This window comes from Nevskia ramosa DSM 11499, assembly GCF_000420645.1.
GTDB lineage: Bacteria > Pseudomonadota > Gammaproteobacteria > Nevskiales > Nevskiaceae > Nevskia > Nevskia ramosa.
On record NZ_ATVI01000008.1, the window covers coordinates 251,067 to 276,615 of the forward strand.

Sequence of the window (25,549 nt, forward strand, 5' to 3'; positions counted from 1 at the left end):
CCCCCGATCACCGTCGGGCCGCGCGGCCCGACGCCTGGAGTTGATGAACCATGTATACGCTGCGTGCCCGACTGGCTCGCTGGGTGCTCGGGCACCGGCGGCTTTCGTTTGCGATCTTCGGCTTGATCACACTGTTCTTCGCCGCCGGCTTGCCTAGAGTCAAGCTGGAAACCATCTTCCGCGATCTGCTGCCGACCGATGATCCGTTCGTGCAGGTCTACAAGGCGCACCCGAACTTCGGCAGCCCGCTGATGGTGATGGTGATGCTGCGGGTCAAGGAAGGCGACATCTTCAACCCGGTGACCCTGGCCAAGACCTGGCAGTTCACCCGTGATATCGACAAGGCGCCGGGTGTCGATCACGAGCAGATCCTGTCGATCACCACCGAGAAGGCGCGCTACTCGGAAGCCACGCCGTTCGGTATCGACATGCGGCCGCTGATGTCCGATCACTCGCCGGCCGATGCCGACGAAGTGGCGGACTTCCGCGCCCGGGTCGATCGCGCGCCGAACGTGCGCACCTTCCTGATCAGCGAGGACAACCGCTCGACGATCATCATGGCGACATTCATCGAGGATAAGGTCGATTACGGCACGGCTTTCGAGTATGTCGAGGCGCTCGCTGCCGGCGCCCGCGATGCCAATACCGAAGTGTTCATCGCCGGCCAGCCGACCCTGATCGGCTGGGTCTATCGCTACGAGTGGCAGATGGTCGGCATCTTCGCCGTCACCCTCGGCCTGCTGATCGCCTCGCTGGCGCTGTACATGCGCAACATGGTCGGCGTGCTGACGCCGATCCTGACCAGCGCCACGGCGGCGATCTGGGCCTTCGGCCTGGTTGGGTGGCTGAACATCTCGATCGAGCCGCTGCTGATGATCGTGCCGCTGCTGCTGACTGCGCGCTCGTTCTCGCATTCGGTGCAGTTCACCGAGCGCTATTACGAAATCTATGCACACGTGAAAGACCGCGTGAAAGCAGCCGAAATCACCATGAGCGTGATGATGGCGCCGAGCGTGCTCGGCATCCTCACCGATGTGCTCGGCATCGTCGTGGTGATGGCCGCGCCGATTCCGGCGATGGTCCGCCACGCGATCTTCTGCGGCATGTGGGCGGTCTGGCTGATTCCCACCGGCTGCGTGCTGATCTCGCTGCTGCTGGCCACTTTGCCGGCACCGAAGAATGTCGAATCGCTGGTCGGCCACGGCCGGGAATCCGGTGTTCATCGGCGCATCCAGCGGCTGCTCGCGGTGATCGCCAACCTCAGTCATGGCCCGCGGGCGCGGCTGACCTCGGTCGTCGTCGTGATCCTGTCGGTGCTGGTGATCTGGACCTCGTCGCAAATCAAGATCGGCAACCCGGTGGAAGGCACCAACCTGCTTTGGAACGACTCGCAGTTCAATCAGTCGGTGCGGGCGATCAACGGCAGCTTCCCCGGCGTCAACACGCTGGAGATCGTGCTCGAAGCGAAGAACCCGGACTCGACGGAGTGGGCCTCGCACACGGTTGACGCCTACGACACCATGACCCGGCTGCAGGACCTGATGGAGAAGGGCCCCAATCCGCCACGGGCAACGCTGTCGTTTGCCGATTACCTGCGCGAATCGAACCGCCTGTTCAACGGCGGCGACCCGCGCTGGTCGACGATCGATCCGCGCGAGCGCGCGGTGTCGTCGGCAGCGATCGGCGCGATGATGGGCTCGAGCAGCAAGAACTTCAGCCATGTCGTCGACGGCAGCTTGCAGCACTCGACGGTGTCGCTCTGGTATCCCGACAACAAGCAGGAAACCGTCGATGCCGCGCTGGCTTCGGCAACGGCGGCAGTTGAGGCAGTCGGTGTCGATCACAAGGATTTCACCGTACGCCTGGCAACCGGCACCATCGCGCTGCAGGAAGCGGTGAACCGGGTCATCAAGCGCTATCAGTGGGTGGTGATCGTGGTGCTGAACGTGTTCGTGTTCATCCTTTGCGCGTTCGCCTACAAGTCGATGGTCGCGGGGTTGATCCTGCTGATCCCGGTGAACCTCGCCAATGAAGCACTGATCGCGGCGATGCATCTGCTCGGCGTCGGCCTCGATACCAATTCGATGATCGTCGCGGCGATCGGCGTCGGCGTCGGCATCGACTACGGCATCTATCTGCTGTCGCGGATCTGCGAGGAAATCCAGAGCACCAGCGGCACGCCGGACCAGCGCTGGGCGAAGGCAATCGATGCCGCGCTGCGTACTACCGGCAAGGCGATCCTGTTCACCGCCAGCGTCATGGTCATCGGCATCATTCCCTGGTACGTGATGTCCGGCCTGAAGTTCGTTGCCGACATGGGCCTGCTGCTGATCGCGATCATGGGCATCAACATGGTCCTGGCGCTGGTGGTGCTGCCGCTGATCGTCTGGTGGGTGCGGCCGAAATTCGCGCTGAGGCCGAATTCGCTGGTCAGCGAAGGTGTCGATCTGGCGCTGTTCACCGACGGCGGTGTGACCGGCAAGATTTGAGGGGCTGGTACCGCAACAACGCGCCTACCCGAAAGGGCGGCTGCGCGGCTGTTGCGGCACAGGCACTCTCCAAGCAGAGACGACCGGCCGATCGAAGCTGGCGCCGTCAACGTGCCTAACGAGGAGCAGATCCATGGATGACCGCAGCCCCATTTCCGCAAAGACTGACTTCGACGCCATCGTCGTCGGCGCCGGCTTCGCCGGCATGTTCATGCTCCATCGTCTGCGCCAGCAGGGATTGAAGACCCGCGTCTTCGAACGTGGCAGCGGCGTTGGCGGCACTTGGTTCTGGAATCGCTATCCAGGTGCGCGCTGCGATACCGAATCGATGGAATACAGCTACCAGTTCGACGATGCGCTGCAACAGGAATGGAATTGGCCGGAGCGCTATTCCGCGCAGCCGGAGATCCTGAAGTACGCCAATCACGTGGCCGATCGATACGATCTGCGCGCGGACCTGCAGTTCAACACCAAGGTGCTGAGCGCCGCGTTCGATGAATCGCGCAACTGCTGGACGATCGAGACCGACGACGGCAAGCGGGTCACCGCGCGCTATTTCATCATGGCCACCGGCACGCTTTCGATCGCCAACAAGCCGCAGTTTCCGGGTGTCGAATCGTTCAAGGGCCGCGTGCTGTACACCAGTGACTGGCCGCACGAAGGTGTCGATTTCACCGGCCGCAAGGTCGGCCTGATCGGTACCGGTTCTTCGGGCATCCAGTCGACGCCGCATATCGCCGCACAGGCCGATCATCTGACCGTGTTCCAGCGCACGCCGAACTTCTCGGTGCCGGCGCGCAACCGGCCTTTGAGCGAAGCGGATCGCAATGCCACCAAGGCCCGCTACGGTGAACTGCGCAAGTTCACCTACGAGCAGCCGTTCGCGACGGATTTTCATCTCAACGATCAGTCCGCGCTCAGCGTGTCGCCGGAAGAGCGCAAGCGCATCTACGAGGAGCGTTGGAACGAGCACGGCGGCCTGCATTTCATGGCCGCGTTCAACGATCTGATGTTCAACTCGGAAGCGAACAAGACGGTCGCCGAGTTCATCGTCGACAAGATCCACGGCATCGTCAACGATCCGGACAAGGCCGAGATCCTGGCGCCGCGCAACGGCGTGGTCGGCTGCAAGCGCCTGTGCAGCGACACCGACTACTTCGAAACCTTCAACCGCGACAACGTCAGCTTGGTCGACGTCAGCAAGCAGCCGATCGAGTCGTTCACCGCCGACAGCATCAAGGTTGGTGGTAACGAATATCCGGTCGATGACATCGTCTTCGCCACCGGTTTCGATGCGATGACCGGTGCGCTGCTCGGTGTCGACATCAAGGGCCGCAACGGCCAGCCGCTGCGCGAGAAATGGAGCGCCGGCCCGCGCACTTATCTGGGCCTGCAGACGGTCGGCTTCCCGAACCTGTTCTTCATCAGCGGCCCAGGCAGCCCCTCGGTGTTGACCAACATGATGGTGTCGATCGACCAGCACGTGAACTTCATCAGCGACACCATCCGCCATCTGGAACAGGCCGGTGTCGCGCTGATCGAGCCGCAGCAGCCGGCCGAAGATGCCTGGGTCGATCACGTCAACGAAGTCGCCGACCTGACCGTCTACCCGACCTGCAACTCCTGGTATCTAGGCTCCAACGTGCCGGGCAAGACCCGCGTGTTCATGCCTTACGTCGGCTTCAACACCTATGTCGACAAGTGCAAGGACGTGGTCGCCAAGGGTTACGAAGGTTTCACCCTGGTTCGCCGCGCGGCCGAAACGGCATAAGCAGCCGGCAATGCCTGCCACCACGCCGATCACGGCTGCCACTGTCGAGCGCTGCGTCCACGACTACATCGCCGCCTGGAATGCTCGCGATTTCCCGACGATGGCTTCGTTCTTCACCGAGCCGGCGGTGTTCGTGCTGGCGGCTGGCACCCATGTGCTGGCGGATCGCGCTGCGCTGCAGGCCTTCCTGCGCGAGATTTTCGTCGCGCTCGAAGCGGCCGGTTTCGGCCACACCGAAATCGGCGCGATCACCACGACGCGCTGCGCCACCGGCTTGATGCAGGCCGAGGTCGCCGACATCCGCCGCTATCACCGCGACGGTCATCTGCTGGAAACCATCGAGGTGCAGTACACGCTGCGCCTCGATGCCGACGGCGCGCTGCGGATGATCTCGGCGCTGTGGTGCGAGCCGGGCTGGCGCCGCGCTTCCGCTTAGCTAGCGGGCGACCGAGATGCCCAGGCCGACGCGGGTGACCGAGCGGTTGTAATCGAGCAGGCTTTCGCCGTAGCCCTGCCAGAAATAGGCCGTCCAGAAGAAGTTCTCGCCGGGTCCCGGCACCGAATAGCGCAGCGAAAAGGCACCACGCCCGGTGGTCGGGTTGTAGCGCACCAGGGTGCTGGCCTGATGGCGGGTGAACAGACGCTGCTGCACCTGCAGTTCGGTATAGCCGAGGTAATCCTGGATGTCCGGGTTGTCGTCGCGCTTGGGATCGGTGACCGCGCGCTTCTGGTCCTCGGGCAGGCGGTACCACCACTTCCAATAGACCAGCGTGCCCTGGTGTTCGTAGAACGGCGCGAAGTAGAGGCGGTTCCAACTGCGTGAATCGGGCAGCTCGCGGCCATTCGATTCGTGCTCCAGACCTAGATCGGCGCCGAGGTTCAGCCAGCGGGCGCGGTTGACCGGCTTGAAGCGGTAGAACACTTCCGGGTTGAAATTGTTGTCGCGAAACGGCTTGGAATCGGCGCCGTTGAAAGCCTGCAGAAACGACTTCTGCGAATAGGCGAAAAAGATCGGGTAGTCGAACAGCTTCAACTTGCCGCTGATCGTGAACAGCACTTCGCTGGAGGCGCCGGGATAGCGGCCGGAATAGGTCGCCGGCAGCAGGTACATCGACTTGTACAGGCTCAGACCCTTGGTGTCGGAGGTCAGCGCGAAGGTGTCCGGGTCGACGATGATTCGCCACGAGGTGCTGCGCCGCCTCTCGTACTCGGCCTGTTCCTCGGCGGGACTCAGCGTTCGCGGCGCGGCAGCTGCTGGCGGCGTTGTCGATTCGTCAGCAAGGCCATGGTTGATCGCGTCGGCTACGGCCTCGGGCCGCGGCAGCGGGGCCGGGGTTGGTTCGTCGGCACCGACGGGAAGTGCGGAACCACAAGCTATGATGATGGAGGCCGCCAGCCATCTACCGCAGTAAGTCATCGCTGATCCTGAAATCTCGGGGATAGTTGGCACGATAACGGAAATCACCGTTGCTTCCGCAGCGGCGTCCAGCTTCACAACAACCGGACTCCCGATGCTGAAGGAAATCGCGCTGTTTCTCGCCGCTGCCGTGATCGCCGTGCCGCTGTTCAAGCGGCTGGGCCTCGGCGCCGTGCTCGGCTATCTGTTCGCCGGCCTGCTGATCGGCCCCAGCGGCCTGGGCATGATCGAAGGCGTCGAGCGGGTACTGCACGTCTCCGAGTTCGGCGTGGTGCTGCTGATGTTCGTGATCGGCCTGGAATTGCAGATCAGCCGCCTCTGGCGCCTGCGCGCCCATGTCTTCGGCCTGGGCGGTGCCCAGGTGTTGCTGACGGCGGCGGCGCTCACCGGTTGCGCGATTGCCCTGGGCTTGCCCAGCGATGCCGCGATCGTCGCCGGCTTCGCGCTGGCGATGTCGTCGACTGCCTTCGTGCTGCAGATGCTCGCTGAACGCAAGGAACTGGCCGATCACCACGGTCGCGCGGCGTTCTCGATCCTGCTGTTCCAGGACATCGCGGTGATCCCGTTCCTGGCATTGCTGCCGCTGCTCGGCACGCCGATCGCAGGCCACAGTTCCGGCGGCTGGCTGGGTGGCGCGAAAGCGCTGGCCGTCGTGGTGCTGGTGGTCGTCGGTGGCCGCTATCTGTTGCGGCCGATCTTCCGCAGACTGGCGGCGGTCGAGATGCCAGAAGTGTTCACCGCCGCCGCATTGCTGATCGTCACCGGCACGGCGCTGGCGATGGAGGCTGTCGGCCTGTCGATGTCGCTTGGTGCCTTCCTGGCCGGCGTGCTGCTGGCCGATTCCGAATACCGCCACGAGCTGCAGGCGGATATCGAGCCGTTCAAGGGCCTGCTGCTCGGACTGTTCTTCATCGCCGTCGGCATGTCGGCGCAGCTGAGCCTCGTCATGCTCGCGCCGCTGGTGGTGCTGGGTCTGACTTTCGGCCTGATCGCAGTCAAGAGCAGCATCCTGTACTTCATCGGCCGCGTCTCCGGCCTGGCCAACGATTCGGCGCTGAAGCTCGCCTTCGCCTTGCCGCAGGGTGGTGAATTCGCCTTCGTGCTGTTCGGCGTCGCAGCCACCGCCGGCATCCTGCAGGACGGCATGAAGGATCTGCTGATCGTCGTGGTCACCGCGTCGATGATCGCCACGCCGCCGCTGTACGCGCTGATCGCGCGCTGGAGCCAGGGCAAGGCCGAACCGCCTGCCTATGATCCGATCGACGCACCCGAGCACGACATCCTGATCGCCGGTTTCGGGCCGTTCGGGCAGATCGTCGGCCGCATGCTGCGAGTCAAGCGGATTCCGTACACGGTGCTCGAGCGCGATGCGCGGCAGGTGGATTTCGTGCGCCAGTTCGGCAACACCATCTTCTACAGCGATGCCGGACGGGTAGAGGTTCTGCGTGCCGCGAAAGCCGACAAGGCACGCTATTTCGTGCTTGCCATCGCCGATGTCGAGCAGAGCCTGCGCATCGCCGAAGTGGTCCGTCGGCACTTTCCGAACCTGCGGATCTTCGCCTGCGCCCGCGACCGTCCGCATGCGATGCGGCTCATGGATCTCGGCATCACCGACATCATCCGGCGCAGCTATGCGTCCAGCCTGGAAGCCGCCGGCTCGCTGTTGCAAGCGCTCGGCGAACCGGAACAGCAGATCAAGCGCGAACTGGAGCGCTTCCGCCATTTCGATCAGGAAACGCTGCTCAAGCAGCACGCGATCTATCGCGACGAGCAGGCGCTGGTGCAGACCGCCAAGGAGTTCTCGAAGGAACTCGAACAACTGTTCGAAGCCGACGCGCTCGCCGCGGAGAAAGCCGCGAGCTAGCCGCGAGGCGGCCTGAGCCCCCAATAATCGTCGCCCAAAAAAGAGGCCGCGAGAGCAGTGCTCACCGCGGCCCAAGGCTCAGGGTCTGGAGGAGAAACGTGCGCAGCGGTGTCGCGTTTGCAGCGGGAAAAGCGGTAGATCAGGAAGCGAGTGCGTAACGCGGACGGTTCGATGACGCGATCGACGGTGATTCGGTGCCGATCTGGCGCTGTACCGTCATCGCCGTGCGGATCAATGCCTGGGTCGACTGGCCCTGATCCGGATAGCGGCTGTGGCCGATGCCCCAGGTGAAGCGAAAACTGTCGCCGCCTTCGACGATCGGCGTCGACAGCAGGCCGCAGAACCCAGTGACGGCCGCGGCGGTGTCGCGCTCGCCCTGTTCGCGAACGAACAGGATCAGGCCGTCATAGGACAGGCGGGCCAGCACGTCATCACCGACCAGTTCCTGACCGAGACGCTCTGCCAGCAGCTTCAGCACGCGATTCATCCGCGCATCGCCATGGCGCTGCAGCAGCACCCGGAAATCGCGCAGTTCGGCATAGATCAGACCGAACGGGCTGGCGTCGCGGCGATTGGCGTCGACCAGTTGCTTGAGCAATTTCTCGGTGAACAGGCTGCGATTCGGCAAGCCGGTGGCGCTGTCGTAGTAGGCGAGGCGATGCACCCGCTCGACTTCGGCCTGTTCGAGTTCGCGTTGGGCGCGGCGCTCGAGCCAACGCTGGTCGAGACGCATTGCCGCGAGCGTGGCGAGCATTGCGCCGATGGCGATCGAGGCCAGCATCAGGCCGCGGGCGATTCCGGCTTCGGCACCCGCCAGCGCCCGGCCGGTGGATTCGATGCTGGCGAACTGCAGGCTGCTCAACAGCGCGCCGATCAGCAAGGCGGCACCGGTCTTCGGGAGCGGCGCAAGATTCAAGGGGCTGCGGCTGATCATGACGACGGCAAGCAGTACGGTGAGAGACGACGCGATCCACGCCAGCACTGCATAAATCGGTGTGGTAGCGATGGCGACGCCAAGGCCGATCGCCAGGTCGCCGACCTGGTTCATCAGCAGCAAACCGGCGCCGATCACGGCTGCGCCGAGCGCCTGCCAGATCAGCTGGCGCAGCTTGTTGAAAGCGCGCGTGCGGCTGGCCAGATCGATCACGCAGCCGACCGCGACGACTGCGATGCAGGTCGTGGCGATGAGCAGCGAAATGTCGAACGATCTGTGCATGAAATCCTCTTTCGGTGCGGCCATTGTCGGCAGGCAACGAGGCTGCAAACTCCGCTACCGATGACCGGCATCGATACCGGAACAAGCGGGTTCGACCGGGTCGACTGCGAAAATGAGCGGCAGCGATCGGCCGACCAATGGCGCGGCTGCGCATCGAGTCGGAAAGGCTTGCGAATGGCCGTTCCGGCCCGGCCGCTGCCGCGCATAATCCAGCCACGATGACCGCAATCATTCCGCAGGTGCTGGTGTCCCTGGTCGCACTCGGCATGGCCCTGGCGTTCATTTCGGCCGACCGTGACTCGCCGACTTCGCGAGCACTGGCGGCCTCGCTGGCCTGGATCGGCATCGCGATCTTCGTCAATTCGAGCTGGCTGGAACTGTCTCCACATTGGGCGCAGCCCGGTTCAGGAGCCGGCGCGCGAATTGGTGGCTGGCTGGCGATTCCTGAATCGCTGGCCATCATCACGGTGCTGGAGTGGCTGCTGCGCGTGCGCCGGACCATTCCGGCCGGTGCGCTCGATACCCGCGGCGGCGACAGCATGCTCCGTCTCGGCCAGGTCTCCGGTGTGCTGTACAGCGTCTTCGCGATTGCCGCGCCCGAACTTCGCGCCAGCGAGTTCCAGTTTGCTGCCAGCAAACCCGGGGCACTCGGACACTTCGGCTTCTGGTTGTTCGCCGGGCCGATCCTGTTCTCCGGGCTGACCGGCCTGGTCTCGGTCCTGCTATTGATGCGCCGTCAGCCGGACCGCCCGGAACGCATTCGCATCGTCGGTTTCGCGGTGGCGATGCCGTTCTTCATGATCGCTTTCGTGCTGTCCGAACAGGCGGCGGCGATCAGTACCCTGATCGGCGAAATGATGCTGCTGATCGGTTCCGTGCATTACCACGTGCTGCAGGGCCAGCGCGGCCAGTTCATGTCGCGCTTCCTGTCGTTCCAGGTGGCGGAACTGGTACGCCAGCGCGGCATGAAGCACGCGATGGAGCAGAACTTTCTCGAAATCACCGTCGTGGTCAGCGATCTGCGCGGTTTCACCGCTTACGCGCAGGCGAACCCGAGTTCGCGAGTCATCGATGTGCTGCGCGACTACTACGACGAAGTCGGCAAGGTGGTCGGTGAGTACGGCGGCACGATCAAGGACTACGCCGGCGACGGCATCCTGATGCTGGTCGGCGCGCCGCTGCCGATTCGCGATCACGCGGTGGTCGGCCTGCGTATCGCTCATAGAGTGCGCGACGCCGTCACCGTCGTTACCCAGCGCTGGTCCAGCGACACGCACGCACTTGGCATCGGCATCGGCGTGGCCAGCGGCTTCGTCACCGTCGGCGTCATCGGCAGTCAGTCGCGGCTGGAATACACGGCGGTCGGTGCCGCGGTGAATCTGGCCTCACGGCTCTGCGAGCAGGCGCTGCACGGCGAAATCCTGGTCGATGGACGGACCATGGAACTGGCCGGCGACATCGCGCTGGAATCGCGGCCGTCGGTCGCGGTGAAGGGCTTTGCCGAACCGGTCAGCCTGTACGCGCTACCGGCTGTGATCTAGCTCGCGTCGTCGCGCCGAATCGCGACTTTTACTACTCCCGTTTCATCGAACCAGGCTCGGTAGAGCACGCCGGCATTGAACGGCGTGACCAGCGCGCCGTCGCGGCCGATCGCGATGCAGCCGCCGACGCCCTGATAGCGGCGGACATCGGCCAGCGCTGCCTCGCAGGCTTCGGCGAGCGAGCGGCCGGCCAGCAGTTGCCCGTGCACGGCGTGGCTGAACAGCGCGCGGATAAAGGATTCGCCGGTGCCGGTGCAGGACACCGCGCAGCTGGCATCGTCGGCGAAGGTGCCGGCGCCGAATACCGCGCTGTCGCCGATCCGCCCCGGCAGCTTGTTGGTCAGGCCGCCAGTCGAGGTTGCGGCCGCCAGATGGCCGTAGCCGTCCCGAGCCACGGCGCCGACCGTGCCGAACGCGGCATCGGGATCGCGGGGTGGCGCGTCATCGACATGGTCGAGCGCGATCGAGCCGGAAGCCTTTGCGGAAGCAAGCTGTTCCAGCCGCAGCGGAATGACGAAGTGCTCGGGCGCGACCATCGCCAGCCCCAGCGCTTCGGCGATGCGTTCTGCGCCGGCGCCGGCAAAGAATACGTGCGGCGTCTGTTCCATCACCGCGCGGGCGAGGCGGATCGGGCTCGCAACGCGGGACACGCCGGCCACAGCGCCGCAGCCGCGGTCTTCGCCGCGGGCGATCGCGGCATCGAGTTCCGGTTGGCCATCGCGATTTAGCACCGCGCCGATGCCGGCGTTGAACAGCGGACATTGTTCGAGGCGTTCGACGGCCAGGGTCACCGCATCGAGTGCGCTGCCGCCATCACGCAGCAATCGTGCGGCTTCCTCGGTGATATCGCGCAAGGCCGCGCGCTGCGCCGTTTGCGGTCCGGCGTCGGCCGGCAGATCACCGGCGCCGCCGTGCAGTGCGAAGCGGATCAGCTTGGGGTTGTGGGTCGGGTTCATGCGCGAATCTTGCCGTGATTCCATGACTGGCGCGCCAGACCGGAGACCGGGAACGGATGGAGCCGCTGTTAAGCTATCGTTCAGATCGCTCGCGTAGCGTCGGCGCACCCGACTCGTCCGCGGCAACCCCTTCCGGAGCTCATCCATGCGCAGTTCTTCCGTGCTTGTCCGTTCTGTTGCCGCTGCGGTCGTGCTGATCGCCGCCGGCTGCACCTCGTCTGCCACCGTCGTCGATCGTCCGAGCGCGCCGACCATTCAGCAGGTACAGAGCGAGCCGGCCAACGGACCGCGCTACCGCATCGCGGTGAGCAATTTCGAGTACCGCGCGTCCGAGAATCCGGACATCGGCAGCGGCATGGCCGACATGCTCAGCAATGCGCTGTTCAACACCAATCGCTTCATCGTGCTGGAACGTCAGGCGCTGAACGAAGTGACGGCCGAGCAGGATCTGTCGAACTCCAGCCGCTTCAAGAAGGAGACCGCAGCACCGATCGGCCAGCTGGAAGGTGCGCAGCTGATCATTCGCGGCGCGATCACTTCGTTCGAGTCCAGCTGCAAGGGCGGTTCTCTGATCATCGTTTCGGCCAAGCAGGCCTGCGTGACCTTGAACATCCGCATCATCGACGCCGCCAGCGGCAGGGTAGTCAACGCGACGACGGTCAACGCGACGTCGGCGAACAACAGCGTCGGCATCATCTTCACTGGCGGCGCCTTGCCGATCGGCCTTGGCGCGTTCTCGAAGACGCCGCTGGAGAACGCGATCCGCAACGCCATCGAACTGGCGGTCAACCACATCGCCAACACCAAGCTCTGAGCCTGTTCACTGGCAGCGCGCTGCCGGTGAACCTGCCATGCGCAAGCCCTCGCTCCGAACCGCGATCCTGCTGACAGCGGTTGCCGTCGCGGCCGGCGCACTCGCGGCCTGCACCGGCAGCAAGGTGGTACGCGGTGACGGCCAGACCATCGAGCAGGCGCGCGCCGAGCGCTACGACGGCCCGAAATACCGCATCGCCGTCGGCAACATCATCGACAAGACCGATCCGCTGAAGGAAGCCTCGGTGGTCAAGCAGGTGATCGCGCTGAATGCCAAGCGGCCGGCCGATCAGCAGATGGAAGCGTCCGGCATCACCGCCGGCATTCGCGATCTGCTGGTCACCGAGCTGTTCAACAGCGGTCAGTTCATCGTGCTTGAACGCGATGCGCTGAACGTGGCGATCGTCGAGCAGGAGTTCTCGCGGTCGGCGCGGGTTGGTGACGAAACGCGGATTCCGCGAGGCGAGCTGGAGGGTGCGGAGCTGCTGGTGGTCGGCGCGCTGACTGCATTCGATGCCGGCCTGAGCGGCGCGGCGATTCCGATCCCGATTCCCTTGGGCAAGAATTTTTCCAGCTTCGGCGTGATGTCGCTGAGCTTCAAGCGCGGCTTCGCGGCACTCGATCTGCGCATCATCGATACCGCCACCGGCCGGATCGTCGCGTCGACCGCCGTCGAGGGCCGTAACACCAGCTACGGTTTCGATCTGCAGGGCGTCTACGGCAGCGGCTTCGGCTATGTGCCGCTGCCCGGCGTGCTCGGTGCGTTCAGCAAGACGCCGGTCGAAGCCGCGTTGCAGAAAATGGTGACGGCGGCCATCGGCAAGGTCGCCGAACAGAAGCCGAGCAAGACCATCACCACGCCATTGCCATCGTCATTGCCGGTCTCGGCAGTGCCGTCAAAAGACGCTGCACCTGCATCTGCGGTCAAGCCGGTGGCTGGCGCTCACTGATCGCTTTCAGCCTGCAGCACAAACGAAGACGGCCGATGCGCGAGCACCGGCCGTCGTTCGTTGCAGCCCGGGCGATCAGCCGTACTTGACGGAACAGCCGTAGGGCTTGGTCACCGGCGTGCTGATCGCCTTGCCGGCCAGCGCTTCGGTCAGCGCGACTTTCAGGAATGGCGTCGCGCCTGCGATATCGGCGGGGTCGGGGCTGGCGATGCTGTCGATGCCGCCGGCGTATTCAAGCTTGCCGGCCGGGTCGATCACGAACAGGTGCGGCGTGGTCTTGGCGCCGTACAGGCGGCCAATGTCGCCCTTCGGATCGAGCAGCACGGCGGTGGGTGTGGCACCACGCGCAGCGGTCAGCTTGTTGGCCGCAGCGCCGTCGACATAGCCCTGCTGACCGGGTGCCGACGAGATCACCGACAGCCAGACCACGTTCTGTGCCGTGAACTCTTTCTGCAGGCTCTGCATGTTGCCGCTGCCGTAGTGCTTCTTCACGAACGGGCAGCCATCGTTGGTCCATTCCAGCACCACGTGCTTGCCCTTGTAGTCGGCCAGCGACACGGTCTTGCCGTTGCTGTCGACAGCACTGAACGCCGGTGCTGGTGCGCCGACGCTCGGTGCCGCCCATGCCGCAGCGGAGAACGCCATGCCGGCTGCGATCATTCCCAGATTCTTCATCAGACGCATGTTCAAACCTCCTTGTGGTGACAGCGGTTATGGGTTCACGGCTTGCACGGCAGGTGGCAACGCGGCGACCACCATTTCCGGCGTCAACAGCTGCGGCAGCACGGTGGGTTCGGCGGCTCCGGCATAGACCAGATACAGCGGCACGCCGGAGCGCCCGAAGCGTTCCAGGGTGCGCGTGATCTCCGGGTCTTCGCGGGTCCAGTCGCCTTCCAGCCAGACGACCTTGCGTTCGACGAAAGCGCTTTTCACCGCATCGGACGCCAAGGCCACGCGCTCGTTGACCTTGCAGGTGATGCACCAGTCGGCGGTGAAATTGACGAATACCGTGCGGCCTTCGGCACGCAGTTCTGCGAGCCGGGTTTCCGAGTACGGCTCGTACTCGGCACCCTGCGCGGCGACGTGGGTCGCGGCGATCTTGGTCATCATCGGACTCGCCAGCAGGGCCAGCGCAGCGGCGATCGCCGCCAGCTTGAGGCCATTGCTGATCAGGCCAGTGCGCTTCCAAAGCCACAGGGCAAATGCGATCAGCAGCAGCCCGAGCAGCGCCACGGTCATGCCGTTGCGGTCGGTCAGGCCGCCGAGCACCCAGATCAGCCAGAGCGCCGTCAGGTACAGCGGGAAGGCCATGAACTGCTTGAAGGTTTCCATCCAGGCGCCGGGGCGGGGCAGGGCCTTGGCAAGGAATGGAAAGAAACCGATGGCGAGGAACGGCAACGCCAGACCGAGACCGAGCGCCAGGAACACGCTGATCGCAACGGCCGCCGGCTGCGCCAGCGCGTAGCCGAGCGCAGTGCCCATGAACGGCGCGGTGCAGGGGCTGGCGACGGCGACGGCGAGCACGCCGGTGAAGAACGAAGCCCGGTAACCGCCGCTGCCAACCAGCGATTGGCCGACACCCATCAGCCGGGTGCCGAATTCGACGACGCCGGACAGCGACAGGCCCATCGCGAAGAACAGATAAGCGAGCGCGGCGACGAACGCCGGCTGCTGCAGCTGGAAACCCCAGCCGATCACCGAACCGGAACCGCGCAGCACCAGCAGCAGACCCGCCAGACCGGCAAAGGTGAGCAGCACGCCGGCGGTGTAGAACAGCGCGTGGGCGCGCTGGCGGGCGGCGGTGGCGCCACGCGCTTCGACCAGGCTGATCGCCTTGATCGACAGCACCGGAAACACGCAAGGCATCAGGTTCAGCACCACGCCACCGAGCAGCGCGAACAGCAGCACCAGGAAGTAGTTCGGGGACGGCGCCGCGGCGGGCGGAGTTTCCTCGACCGGCTTCGCGGCGCTGACCGGCACCAGCGCGACCTTGCCCGGCTTGGCGCTGATCTCCCAGGCCTTGTCCTGATCGCCGTCGTGAACGACCAGCACGCCGTCGATCTTGTCTGGTGCCTTGGTGTAGTAATCGCTGAGCGTCTGCGACAGGCGCAGGCTGCCGTCGGCATCCTTTGCCCAGCGTGGCGCGGCGGAATGGCCGATCAGATCGCCCGCGTAGGGGAAGAACGAGACATCGCCATCGCTGGTGATCGCGCCACGGCGCACGGCCAATGCCAGGTCCTTCTGGCTGCCGCCGTCGTAGATCTGGAAGTTCAAGGTCCAGTCGGCCGGAGCCGGCTGCGGCAGCTCGGCGCGCGACTTCGCGAAGCCGGCGCGCTGCGCCTCGTTGATGGCGGTCGCGGCACTGTTGGCGACCACCTGCAGGCTCAGTTCAAGATCGGCGCTGCCGGGAACACACAGGTCCTTGCAGACCAGCCATTTCGCTTTCGCTTTCAGGACCAGCGGCGCGTCGGCCGTCAGGCCTGGCGCCAGAGTCAGCGTGACCGGCAGCAAGACCTCTTCGCTGTAACCGTAGTTGACGATATCGCCCAGCGTTTCGCGGTGCGGATACGGCCATTGCAGGTCGCCGGCGGTCGCACCTTCCGGCAGGGTCCAGGTGATCGAGGTCGGAATGCCGGAGTCGCCCGGATTGCGCCAGTAGACATGCCAGCCTTTCTGCGGCGCGATGCGCAGCGCCAGCGTGTTGTCGGTACCGCTGACCAGGGCATTTGCCTCCGAAACCAGTTCGGCTTCGACGTGCTCGGTCTTCACCGCGGCGGCTTGCGCGGAGACGGAAAAGGCGGCGCCTGCGAGCGCTGCAAGAATGGCGGTGGTGTACGGTAGAGCGCGCATGGAAACCTGAAGAAAAGCCCGGGGAAAGTCCGGAAAAACCAGAGGAACGCGACAGTGTACGCAGGCGCCCGAAACTTACAGACAGCCTGCTGCCGGCTCGGTTCCGGCGCATTGCTGTTGTTGCTGGTCTGCAGCGCTGTCAATGCCGGCGACACGCTGCGCTGTGGTTCGAGAATCGTCGCCACCGAGGACAGGATGAGCGAAGTCCGCGCCGCCTGCGGCGAGCCGGCGCTGCGCGATGTGCAGCCGCAGTTCGACCCGCGCCAGGGTCGCAGCTTCAACGACACCGAGGTGTGGACTTACAACTTCGGCAACAACCAGTTGCTGCGCCTGCTGCGTTTTCGCGGTGGCCGCCTGGTCGATATCGATACCGATGGCTACGGCTTCGTGCCGCCGGAGAACCCGCGATGCACGCCTTATGATCTGGTCGATGGTTTGTCGAAGTACCGACTGCTGGCGCGTTGCGGCGAGCCGGCCGAGCGTCGCGAGATGAGTCTACTGAGCCCGGAGATCCGCCGTTATGGCCGGCGCAGCCAGCAGGGCGAATTCGTCACCGCGATCTATCGCGAAGAATGGGTCTACAACTTCGGAGCGCGCTCGCTGCTGCGGCGCGTGCTGCTCGAGAACGGCCGGGTCGTGGACATCGAGGATGATGGTCGCGGGTACGACGATCCGCGCTGATCGCCGCCGAACCAGCGTTCTCCAAACTGGCTGCGGAAAACGCGCACAATTCCTGCCTCAACGCCCCACGAACTGGTGCCCACCATGCCCCGCAGCCACGATCTCGTCCTGTTTGGTGCCACGGGCTTCACCGGCGGGCTAACGGCCGAATATCTCGCCCGACATGCACCGCCTACGGCGCGCTGGGCGCTTGCCGGACGCAATCGGGTCAAGCTCGATGCGGTGCGCATGCGGCTGGCGGCGATCAATCCGGCCTGCGCCAAGCTGCCGCTGATCGAGGCTGACAGCGGTGATACCGCATCGCTGCTGCAACTGGCCGAATCGACCAAGGCGGTGATCACCACCGTCGGTCCTTACGTGCACTTCGGCGAGCCGCTGGTCTCGGCCTGTGCGGCCGCCGGCACCCAGTACGCGGATCTGACCGGCGAGCCGGAGTTCGTCGATCGCATGTGGCTCAAGCATCACGAAACCGCCAAGCAGACCGGCGCGCGGCTGGTGCACTGCTGCGGCTTCGACAGCATTCCGCACGATCTCGGCGTCTATTACACGGTGCTGCAACTGCCGGACGATGTACCGATCCGCATCAACGCCTATGTCAGCCTCGATGCCGAGTTCTCGGCCGGCACCTATCATTCGGCGATCAATGCGTTCGGCCGCGCCGGGCAGTACGCCAGCGTGGCGATGGAGCGGCGGCGGCGTGAAGCGCCGCTGATCGATCGCCGCATCGGCAGCAGCCCGCAACGCTTGCGCCGCCATCCCGAACTCGGCACCTGGGTGGTGCCGTTTCCGACCATCGATCCCCAGGTCGTCAAGCGTTCGGCGACGATGCTGGAACGCTACGGCCCCGATTTCCGCTACGGACATTTTCTGCAGATGGACAAGTTTTCCCAGGTCGCAAAACTGATCGGCGGCGTCGGCGCTGTGGCCGTTGCTTCGCAGCTGAAACCTGCGCGCAACTGGCTGCTCGGCCGCAAGGACTCGGGTCAAGGCCCCAGCGAGGCAAAGCGTAGTGCCAGCTGGTTCCGCGTGCGTTTTCATGCTGTGGCCGGTGATCGGCGGCTGATTACCGAAGTGCGCGGTGGTGATCCCGGTTATGACGAGACTGCGCGGATGCTCGGCGAGTCCGGCTTGAGCCTGGCGTTCGATCGGCTGCCCAAGCGCGCCGGCCAATTGACCCCGGCGGCGGCGATGGGTGATGCGCTGCTGAAGCGGCTGCAGCGTTCCGGATTGATCTTCCGCACCGTGGAGCCGGCATGAGCGCGAAACTGATGGTGATGCTGGCCGGCCTGTTCGGCTTCCTCGGCGTCGGCTTCGGCGCCTTTGGTGCACATGCGCTGAAGGAACGGCTGACGCCGGACCTGCTGGCGATCTACCGCACCGCCGTCGAGTACCAGTTCTGGCATGCGCTGGCGCTGATGGCGGTCGGTCTGCTGGCGATGAGCCGGCCCGGGCCACTGCTGAGCGCGTCCGGCTGGTCCTTCGCGTTCGGCATCCTGCTGTTCTCCGGCAGCCTGTATGCGCTGGCGCTCAGCGGCGTGCGCGTGCTCGGTGCGATCACGCCGATCGGTGGCCTGTTGTTTCTGGTCGGCTGGGTACTGCTGAGCGTTCACGCGGCGCGGACCTTGTGAGCTGGCGCGTCAGGCGCAGCTAAACTGCCGGCCCTCCACCTTGCCGAGCATTCGCCGTGAAGCACTTCCTGCTGGAAAGCACCTACCTCGTCGCCACCGAACAACTGCTGTCCGTGCGGCCGGCACATCGCAGCTATATGCAGGTCGGCATCGATCACGGCCTGCTGCTGTTTGCCGGTCCGCAGGCCAGCGGCGTCGGCGGCCTGATCCTGGCGCGGGCCGATTCGCAGGCGACGGTCGAGGAGTTCTTCGCCTCCGATCCCTACGTCCGCGAAGGCTTTGCCCGCTACCGGTTCGTCGAGTTCACGCCGGTGCTGCACGCGCCGTTGCTGGCCGACTGGGTCGGCCCGGCCTGAGCGGTCAGTGCTGCGTGGCCGCCGCGCTGCGCAGCAACTGCTGGTTGTAGCGGGCGATCTGGGCAATCGCTGAGAACGAGAAGCCACCGGACGCGTGCAGCGGCGCGGTCGCTGCGGCGAGCACCAGGCTCAGGTGCACCGTGGTGTCGTTCAGGGCATCGCCGATCAGCGGATTCGGCGCGTGGCGCAGGCCATCGAGCACGTCGAGCAGCGCGCGGATGCGTACCAAGGTGTGATCGCGGGTGACGTCATCGCCAGCAATCGTCGGCCGTACTGCGCGGGCCGCTGCTTCGAGCGGATGCGTGTCTTCGGTGATCACTGCCGTGATCCGGCCGTCCTGACTCAGGGTGGCAACCGCATGCTCGCTGCCGGCGGAGGCTTCCGGCTTCTGGGCCAGGCTGGCGTAGTGCATGAAGTAGTCGTGGAAGCGATCCGGGCGGATCACTCGCACCGGTTCGGGTGCCGATTCGGCACGATCGAGCGCGGCGGCGCAGGCGTCGAGATGCAGGATGATCGAGCGCATCTCGATCAATGCGCGGCTGCCGACCGCGGCGTTCTCGTCCGCCAGCGCGGCATAGAAACGACTGATCGCGTTCGACAGCGGCACGTGGATCGCGTCCGGCGATTGCTCGGCGATCGCCACGTGGCGCATCAGGCGTTCGGCGTGCGACTTAAGCGCTGGCAGCTGGGCGAGCGCTTCCGGCACGAAGCTGGCGACGGTGGCGCAAGCTTCATCGAGCGCGATGCTGTCGTCGGGCGGGGTTTCGTCGAACACCAGGCGGTGATGAGCCGCGAGTGTGGCGCGGGCGAAGACCACCAGCACCGCGCCGCGTGTCCGCGCATGGCGGACGGCCTCGATCACCAGCGGCCAGGCGTGATCGATCGCTGCGTCGCCCTCGAACAGATAGCCATCGAGATCCTCGTACAACTGGGTGATCAGTTGCTCGGAAAAATCGTGCGGATGCGGTGGCTCGCCGACGGTGGCCGGATCGTGGGCACTGACCATGGTTTCGAAAGGGATTGGTTGGGGGAGAGTCAGGTCAGACGCAGGCGCGTCAGCTCTTCCTTGAAGTAGGCGTAGAAGATCGGCGCGGCGATGATGCCGCTGAGGCCGAAGGCCGCTTCCATCACCATCATCGCGATCAGCAGTTCCCAGGCGCGGGAGCGGATCTGCGAGCCGATGATGCGGGCGTTCAGGAAGTATTCGAGCTTGTGGATGACGATCAGGTACGCCAGCGAGATGAACGCCAGTTCCAGCGAATGACCGATGCTGACGGCGACGATCACGGTGTTCGAGATCAGGTTGCCGAGAATCGGCAGCAGGCCGGCGATCCAGGTCACCAGCACCAGCGTCTTGACCTGGGGCAGGTCGACGCCGAACGCCGGCAAGGCCACGCCGACATAGATCCAGGTGAACAGCGCGTTGATCGAGGCGATCCAGGTCTGCGCAAACACCACACGGCGGAACGATTCCGCGAGCCGTGACGAGCGCTCGACGATCGCGCGCGACAGCGGCCCGCGGCTATGACCGGGTGTGGCTTCGCGCAAGGCCAGCATCGCGCCGACCACCATGCCGATCAGGATGTGGGCGAGACCACGGCCGAACGATCGGCCGAAGCCCTGCACCACACTCGAATGTTCCCGCAGCCAGACGACGAGATCGCCGCGCAGTGCTTCGGCATCGTTGGGCAGCGAGTCGACGATCCAGGCTGGCAGGCGGCTGCGCGAGTTGTCGATCGCTTCAGCCAGCCGTTCGAGCAGTGCCGGCACGCTGTCAGTGCCATTGCGAAGGAAGTTGCCGATCCCCAGCACGGCCGCCGTCAGCAGGCCGACGACGATGATCGTCAGCAGCGCAACGGCAACCAGCTTGGCCGGCTCGCGACCCAACGAGGCCACGCGCAGGCGTGCCGCCAGCAAGTGCACCAGTTCATAGACCAGCAGGCCGGCGAGCAGCGCCGTCAGCAAGTGCAGGTAGAGCACGGCCACCATGACGGCGACAGCGGCGAACAGCGAAAAGGCGTCGGCCCGGCTGAGGCGCGAACCGTTGACAGTCGAATTCATGGCGTCATCTTAAAGGACCATGCCGACAATGACGTGACGGACGGAAGTCCGGAGCGCGTCCCTGCGCACCGGCGACGGCAATCGGCGAAAATGGCGCCGTGAAAATTGGCAAGCACCTGATCGAACCCGCCCTGATCCTGGCGCCGATGGCCGGCGTCACCGATCGGCCGTTCCGCGTGCTCTGCCGACGTCTGGGCGCTGGTCTCGCGATATCGGAGATGACCATGTCCGATCCCCGGATGTGGAAAACCGAGAAATCCCGGACCCGGATGGACCACGCGGGCGAGCCCGGCCCGGTGTCGGTGCAGATCGCCGGGCACGATCCTGCCTTGCTGGCCGCTGCTGCGCGTCACAACGTCGAGCACGGGGCCGACCTCATCGACATCAATATGGGCTGCCCGGCGAAGAAGGTCTGCCGGGTGGACGCCGGGTCGGCTTTGCTGCGCGATGAGGCGCTGGTGGCGAGGATTTGTCGGGCGGTCGTCGAGGCAGTTCCAGTGCCGGTGACCTTGAAGATCCGCACCGGCTGGTCGCGGGCCGAGCGCAATGGTGTGGCGATTGCCCGGATCGCTGAAGACTGTGGCATCGCGGCACTCGCCGTGCACGGCCGCAGCCGTGAGGATCGCTTCGAAGGCGAAGCCGAGTACGACACGATCGCTGCGATCAAGCAGGCGGTGAACATTCCGGTGATCGCCAATGGCGACATCCGCACGCCCGAGCAGGCGAGGCAGGTGCTGCTGCGAACCGGCGCGGATGCTCTGATGATCGGCCGTGCAGCGCAGGGAAGGCCGTGGATTTTCCGTGAGATCAGCCATTATCTGAGCACCGGCAGCCTGCTGGCCGAGCCCTCGCGGGAATGGATCGGCCATCTGCTGGTCGAGCATCTCGCCGCGATGGCGGGTCTTTATGGCGACGCTCAGGGAACGCGGATCGGCCGCAAGCATGTCCGCTGGTACTGCGAGGATCATCCGGGGGCCGACGATTTCTGGCGCGAGATCAGCGCTGAAACCTGTGCGCTGCGTCAGCGGCAGGCAGTGGCCCTGTTCTTCGGAATCGAGCCGGAACCGTCAGCGATCGCCGAGGCAGCTTGAGCAAAGTTTTCTTAGGGGGACGGCTCGAAGCGGGTTAGCCGGATGTTTTGCCGGAAGTCGCCGACAAAAAAGGCTCGGCATGCAACACGCCGAGCCCGGCAATGAACACCGCCGTATTAGTTACGCAGGCTTCTTGGCAACAGCTTTCTTCGCGGCAGCCTTCTTTGCCGGGGCCTTCTTGGCAGCAACCTTCTTCGCAACAGCCTTCTTCGCAACCGCTTTCTTGGCGACCGCCGGCTTGGCGACAGCCTTCTTGGCGACGACCTTCGTTGCGACTGCTTTCTTCGCAACAGCCTTCTTGGCAACCGCTTTTTTCGCGACGGCTTTCTTGGCAGCAGCTTTCTTAACAGCCATGGGAACCTCCCAACATTCAAGGAAATGACCCGATTGATCAACGCCTCTCGCTGACAATTACGAAGTCACATCCAATAGTGTCATCGCTGGACATCAAACACAACATCTAGTAGGCGCTTCAGTGAGTCGGGCGATACACGGTGCACAAAAGCGGTCTGCCCGGTCTGCCGCTTTCCTGATTGATCGAATCGTTGAACCGTGTCGCCACAAGGGCTCCAGGCTCTTGCTGCAAGACTTGCAGGCACATTTGGCGTATTGGCCGTCAAGCCTCGCGTGAGCAAATCTGCGTGGTTTTGACGTGAGGTTGGCGTAGCGACCGTTTGCCTGCTCGCAAGCCGCCGAGTCACCGCTGGTTCCGATGTACGCGTTCAACGCTCACGAATCTGCGCTAAACCGACGCAGGACAAATGCTCGTCGATGGTCTCCAAGAACTCGTCCGAGGACTCGATGACGGCTGGTCACGGGGATGCGCGACACGTGCCGCTCCCGTTGAATTACCGATCGGAACCCGACCGCGAATGCTGCTTCGCAACGTCAAAATTCAATCGAGACGTGCTTCCCAGACATCCGTCCCGCTTGTTAGACAGCAGCGGAATTAGCGCGTACAGTGCACTTGCAGTCGTTTCAAGCAAGGTATTTACCGTGGTCAGTTTCCCCGCTACAAACGGGTGCTGTCAGTATCCCGGCTACATTTCTTGATCGCCCGCAAATACGACACTACCTCTGGTGTCGGTACTTTTTTTGTCAATTCACCGTTAAAGGAATGTAGCAATGTCAGACTCGATGGGCACCGTTAAGTGGTTCAATGACGCCAAGGGCTTCGGCTTTATCACCCCGGCCGATGGCGGCGAAGATCTCTTCGCGCACTTCAAGGAAATCCAGGGCACCGGATTCAAGACCCTGAAAGAAGGTCAGCGCGTTGAGTACAAGGCGCAGCGCGGCCCGAAGGGCATGCAGGCCACCCAGATTCGCCCGCTCTAATAAGCGCGCGTATTTGAAAAACCGCAGCTTCGGCTGCGGTTTTTTTATGTCCGACGTTCGGCTGTCGTTGCAGCTTGAATGCGTAACGATGGCCGCTGTCGACACCGGTCTTGATAATGACGCCACTCGCCGTCATCAATGAGACGTGCTCGGCAGCAATAGGTGAAAATGCCGAGCTTCCCGGTCTCTCGCTTCCGGGATGTCTGGTTTGCAAGGACGGTTGCAGAATGGTCCTTGATTGCCGATAAAGCGAAATAGCCCTTCAACGAGTCTGCTCGATGACTGCTGCAAACCCTGCTTCTTCCCGGCCGGCGATCAACAAGCCTGCCTATGCGATGTTCACGATCAGCACGGCGCTGCTGCTGACGGTTTTCCCGTGGTATCTGTTCAATTTCGACGTCAGCGCCAGCGCCTGGGCGGCCGGTGTCGCGCTGCTGTATGCCTGCGGTCTGTCGATCACCGGTGGCTATCACCGCTTGTGGGCGCATCGCGCTTACCAGGCGCACTGGAGCTTGAAGGCGTTCTATCTGTTGTTTGGTGCGATGGCGTTTCAGAACTCGGTGCTGGTCTGGGCCTCGACCCACCGCATCCACCACGCCAACGTCGACGATGTCGATCACGATCCGTACTCGATCAACCGTGGCCTCTGGTACGCCCACATCGGCTGGATGCTGCGCGACTACCCGAGCGCCCGTACCGATTACTCGAATGCCCGCGATCTGCTCGACGATCGCTTGGTGATGTTCCAGCACAACTACTACCTGCCGCTGGCGCTGTTCATGAACATCGGCTTCCCGGCGCTGCTGGGCTGGGCGATGGGCGATGTCATGGGTTATCTGATGGTCGCCGGCCTGCTGCGTCTGGTGGTCAATCATCACGTGACCTTCCTGATCAACTCGCTGGCTCATTATTGGGGCCGTCGTCCGTACACGATCGAGAACACTGCAAGGGACAACGATCTGCTCGCCTTCCTGACCTATGGCGAGGGTTATCACAACTACCACCACCTGTTTCAGTGGGATTACCGCAACGGCGTGCGCTGGTGGCAGTACGACCCGACCAAGTGGCTGATCGCCTCGCTGTCGTGGGTGGGCATCACTCGCGAACTGCGTCGGGTGCCCGAATTCCGCATCCAGCGCGCGATGCTGCAGCGGCAGTTCGATCAGGTGCGCGAGCGACTGACGGGCTGCAACAACGAAGGCCGGGTCGCCGTGCTTCAGCAGCGTTTCGAACACGAGCTGGAAACCTTCAAGACCACCGTCAACGCCTGGAGCCATCTGCAGAGCCAGCGCATTGAAGCGGCGCGCGACAAGCTTGCCGACCAGTGGCAGCACAGCGATATGCGCCAGCAGTTGCTGGTACTGGAAGATCGCCTGCGTGAGCAGCGCCAGCGCATGCAGCCGCTGCATTGGCAGACGGCGTGATCGCGATAGCTTGAACAAAAAACCGCAGCTTCGGCTGCGGTTTTTTGTTGGGCGGTCGATCAGTCGATGGTCAGCACGATCTTGCCGACGTGGGCGCTGGACGTCATCAACTGGTGCGCTTTGACGACCTCGGCGAGCGGAAATGTTGCATGGATCAGCGGCTTGATCCGGCCATCGGCAATCAGCGGCCAGACCTTGTCTCGCAGCGCGACTGCCAGGGCCGCTTTCTCGTCATGAGTCTGCGGCCGCAGCATCGAGCCAGTGATGATCAGGCGCTTGCGCATGATCGTGGTCAGGTCGATCGTTGCTGCCGCGCCACGCTGGAAGCCGACCAGCAGTAGCCGACCATCGATGCCCAGTGCTGCAATGTTGCGCGGCGTGTAATCGCCGCCGACGATGTCGAGCACGGCATCGACGCCACGGCCGCCGGTCTCGCGCTCGATCTCGGCGACGAAATCGCTGCTGGCGTAATCGATCGCGAAATCAGCGCCCAACGCGCGACAGGCCGCGCACTTGTCGGCACCGTTGGCGGTGGCGAAAACGGTGGCGCCGAAGGCTTTCGCGAACTGGATCGCGGTGGTGCCGATGCCGCTGGTGCCGCCGTGGATCAGCACCGATTCGCCAGCTTTCAAACGGCCGCGGAAAAAAAGGTTGCCCCAGACCGTGAACGAGGTCTCCGGCAGCGCCGCGGCTTCGATCAGGCTCAGCCCGGCAGGAATCGGCAGGCAGTGCGCCGCGGGCGCCACGCAGTACTCGGCGTAACCGCCGCCTGGCGTCAGCGCGCAGACCGGGTTGCCGATCTGCCAGCCTCGAACCTCGGCGCCCAGTGCTGCAACCGTGCCCGCCACTTCCAGCCCGAGAATCGGTGAGGCGGTCGGCGGCGGTGCGTAAGCGCCCTGGCGTTGCAGCAGATCCGGGCGATTGACGCCAGCGGCCGAAACCTTGATCAGCACTTCGTTCGGCCCGGGCGCAGGGCGGGGGCCTTCGACCAACTGCATGACTTCGGCCGCGCCCGGGCGGTCGAAGTGGATGTAACGATGGGTTGTGTTCATGCGGGCACTCTAACGGCATCAAACAACACAAGTGTTCTGTTAAGGTTTTGCGAC

General features: G+C 64.3%; 23 protein-coding genes. 14 read left to right on the top strand and 9 right to left on the bottom strand.

Going from position 1 to position 25,549, the window contains the following annotated elements:
- Positions 1–50: 50 nt before the first annotated feature.
- The 3 genes from G513_RS0114685 to G513_RS0114695 all read left to right on the top strand — a co-directional run bounded on the left by G513_RS0114685 (position 51) and on the right by G513_RS0114695 (position 4,696).
- Positions 51–2,489: an efflux RND transporter permease subunit gene (locus G513_RS0114685; RefSeq protein WP_022977613.1), complete on the top strand. Its 2,439-nt coding sequence runs from the start codon at positions 51–53 to the stop codon at positions 2,487–2,489.
- Between the two features lie 133 nt (positions 2,490–2,622).
- A complete protein-coding gene (locus G513_RS0114690) occupies positions 2,623–4,260 on the top strand; it encodes a flavin-containing monooxygenase (protein WP_022977614.1) in 1,638 nt (545 codons plus the stop codon).
- A gap of 10 nt (positions 4,261–4,270) precedes the next feature.
- Complete coding sequence (locus G513_RS0114695) at positions 4,271–4,696, top strand: DUF6841 family protein (RefSeq protein WP_022977615.1); 426 nt, start codon at positions 4,271–4,273, stop codon at positions 4,694–4,696.
- Here the strand turns inward: G513_RS0114695 and G513_RS25045 are convergent, their stop codons facing one another.
- Positions 4,697–5,677, bottom strand: a complete 981-nt coding sequence (locus G513_RS25045) for a phospholipase A (RefSeq protein ID WP_022977616.1) — start codon at positions 5,675–5,677, stop codon at positions 4,697–4,699. It lies immediately after the preceding gene.
- Between the two features lie 94 nt (positions 5,678–5,771).
- On the opposite strand from G513_RS25045, the gene G513_RS0114705 reads away from it, so the two are divergent.
- On the top strand, positions 5,772–7,541 hold the full coding sequence (locus G513_RS0114705) for a monovalent cation:proton antiporter-2 (CPA2) family protein (RefSeq protein WP_022977617.1): 1,770 nt from the start codon (positions 5,772–5,774) through the stop codon (positions 7,539–7,541).
- 139 nt (positions 7,542–7,680) lie between these two features.
- Here the strand turns inward: G513_RS0114705 and G513_RS0114710 are convergent, their stop codons facing one another.
- The gene (locus tag G513_RS0114710) at positions 7,681–8,757 is read right to left on the bottom strand and encodes a GGDEF domain-containing protein (RefSeq protein WP_169560661.1); all 1,077 of its coding nucleotides are present in this window, start codon (positions 8,755–8,757) and stop codon (positions 7,681–7,683) included.
- A gap of 218 nt (positions 8,758–8,975) precedes the next feature.
- On the opposite strand from G513_RS0114710, the gene G513_RS0114715 reads away from it, so the two are divergent.
- Positions 8,976–10,298, top strand: coding sequence for an adenylate/guanylate cyclase domain-containing protein (locus G513_RS0114715; RefSeq protein WP_028475583.1), 1,323 nt, complete (start codon positions 8,976–8,978; stop codon positions 10,296–10,298).
- On the opposite strand, the gene G513_RS0114720 is transcribed toward G513_RS0114715, so the two are convergent.
- Positions 10,295–11,254, bottom strand: coding sequence for an isoaspartyl peptidase/L-asparaginase family protein (locus tag G513_RS0114720; RefSeq protein WP_051144437.1), 960 nt, complete (start codon positions 11,252–11,254; stop codon positions 10,295–10,297). The genes G513_RS0114715 and G513_RS0114720 overlap by 4 nt on opposite strands.
- Positions 11,255–11,399: 145 nt before the next feature.
- Here G513_RS0114720 and G513_RS23235 point away from each other — a divergent pair, with 145 nt between their 5' ends.
- The gene (locus G513_RS23235; protein ID WP_022977620.1) at positions 11,400–12,068 is read left to right on the top strand and encodes a CsgG/HfaB family protein; all 669 of its coding nucleotides are present in this window, start codon (positions 11,400–11,402) and stop codon (positions 12,066–12,068) included.
- Between the two features lie 37 nt (positions 12,069–12,105).
- Complete coding sequence (locus G513_RS0114730) at positions 12,106–13,017, top strand: CsgG/HfaB family protein (RefSeq protein WP_022977621.1); 912 nt, start codon at positions 12,106–12,108, stop codon at positions 13,015–13,017.
- A gap of 75 nt (positions 13,018–13,092) precedes the next feature.
- Here G513_RS0114730 and G513_RS0114735 read toward each other — a convergent pair whose 3' ends face one another.
- Together G513_RS0114735 and G513_RS0114740 are read right to left on the bottom strand one after the other, a co-directional pair.
- On the bottom strand, positions 13,093–13,701 hold the full coding sequence (locus G513_RS0114735; protein ID WP_022977622.1) for a thioredoxin family protein: 609 nt from the start codon (positions 13,699–13,701) through the stop codon (positions 13,093–13,095).
- A 27-nt stretch (positions 13,702–13,728) separates the two neighbouring features.
- The gene (locus G513_RS0114740; protein WP_022977623.1) at positions 13,729–15,867 is read right to left on the bottom strand and encodes a protein-disulfide reductase DsbD family protein; all 2,139 of its coding nucleotides are present in this window, start codon (positions 15,865–15,867) and stop codon (positions 13,729–13,731) included.
- 54 nt (positions 15,868–15,921) lie between these two features.
- On the opposite strand from G513_RS0114740, the gene G513_RS25050 reads away from it, so the two are divergent.
- From G513_RS25050 to G513_RS0114760, 4 genes are all read left to right on the top strand, one after another.
- Positions 15,922–16,548, top strand: coding sequence for a DUF2845 domain-containing protein (locus tag G513_RS25050; protein ID WP_022977624.1), 627 nt, complete (start codon positions 15,922–15,924; stop codon positions 16,546–16,548).
- An 84-nt stretch (positions 16,549–16,632) separates the two neighbouring features.
- Positions 16,633–17,805 carry a saccharopine dehydrogenase family protein gene (locus tag G513_RS0114750; RefSeq protein WP_022977625.1) on the top strand — a complete coding sequence of 391 codons (1,173 nt, stop codon included), beginning with the start codon at positions 16,633–16,635 and terminating at the stop codon, positions 17,803–17,805.
- Positions 17,802–18,176 (top strand): DUF423 domain-containing protein, encoded by a 375-nt coding sequence (locus tag G513_RS0114755; protein WP_022977626.1) that lies wholly within the window; start codon positions 17,802–17,804, stop codon positions 18,174–18,176. The genes G513_RS0114750 and G513_RS0114755 overlap by 4 nt, the downstream gene beginning before the upstream one ends.
- Before the next feature lie 56 nt (positions 18,177–18,232).
- A complete protein-coding gene (locus G513_RS0114760; protein WP_022977627.1) occupies positions 18,233–18,532 on the top strand; it encodes a YciI family protein in 300 nt (99 codons plus the stop codon).
- A 4-nt stretch (positions 18,533–18,536) separates the two neighbouring features.
- Here G513_RS0114760 and G513_RS0114765 read toward each other — a convergent pair whose 3' ends face one another.
- Positions 18,537–19,538, bottom strand: coding sequence for a hypothetical protein (locus G513_RS0114765; RefSeq protein WP_022977628.1), 1,002 nt, complete (start codon positions 19,536–19,538; stop codon positions 18,537–18,539).
- A gap of 29 nt (positions 19,539–19,567) precedes the next feature.
- A complete protein-coding gene (locus G513_RS0114770; RefSeq protein WP_022977629.1) occupies positions 19,568–20,593 on the bottom strand; it encodes an AI-2E family transporter in 1,026 nt (341 codons plus the stop codon).
- Positions 20,594–20,691: 98 nt separating this feature from the next.
- Here G513_RS0114770 and dusB point away from each other — a divergent pair, with 98 nt between their 5' ends.
- Positions 20,692–21,684 carry a tRNA dihydrouridine synthase DusB gene (gene dusB, locus G513_RS0114775; protein WP_022977630.1) on the top strand — a complete coding sequence of 331 codons (993 nt, stop codon included), beginning with the start codon at positions 20,692–20,694 and terminating at the stop codon, positions 21,682–21,684.
- Positions 21,685–21,804: 120 nt separating this feature from the next.
- Here dusB and G513_RS23245 read toward each other — a convergent pair whose 3' ends face one another.
- On the bottom strand, positions 21,805–22,038 hold the full coding sequence (locus tag G513_RS23245) for a histone H1-like repetitive region-containing protein (RefSeq protein WP_033417917.1): 234 nt from the start codon (positions 22,036–22,038) through the stop codon (positions 21,805–21,807).
- A gap of 771 nt (positions 22,039–22,809) precedes the next feature.
- Here G513_RS23245 and G513_RS0114785 point away from each other — a divergent pair.
- Together G513_RS0114785 and G513_RS0114790 are read left to right on the top strand one after the other, a co-directional pair.
- Positions 22,810–23,019: a cold-shock protein gene (locus G513_RS0114785; protein WP_022977631.1), complete on the top strand. Its 210-nt coding sequence runs from the start codon at positions 22,810–22,812 to the stop codon at positions 23,017–23,019.
- Positions 23,020–23,297: 278 nt separating this feature from the next.
- A complete protein-coding gene (locus G513_RS0114790) occupies positions 23,298–24,443 on the top strand; it encodes an acyl-CoA desaturase (protein ID WP_022977632.1) in 1,146 nt (381 codons plus the stop codon).
- Positions 24,444–24,502: 59 nt separating this feature from the next.
- Here G513_RS0114790 and G513_RS0114795 read toward each other — a convergent pair whose 3' ends face one another.
- A complete protein-coding gene (locus tag G513_RS0114795; RefSeq protein ID WP_022977633.1) occupies positions 24,503–25,495 on the bottom strand; it encodes an NAD(P)H-quinone oxidoreductase in 993 nt (330 codons plus the stop codon).
- Between the last annotated feature and the right edge of the window lie 54 nt (positions 25,496–25,549).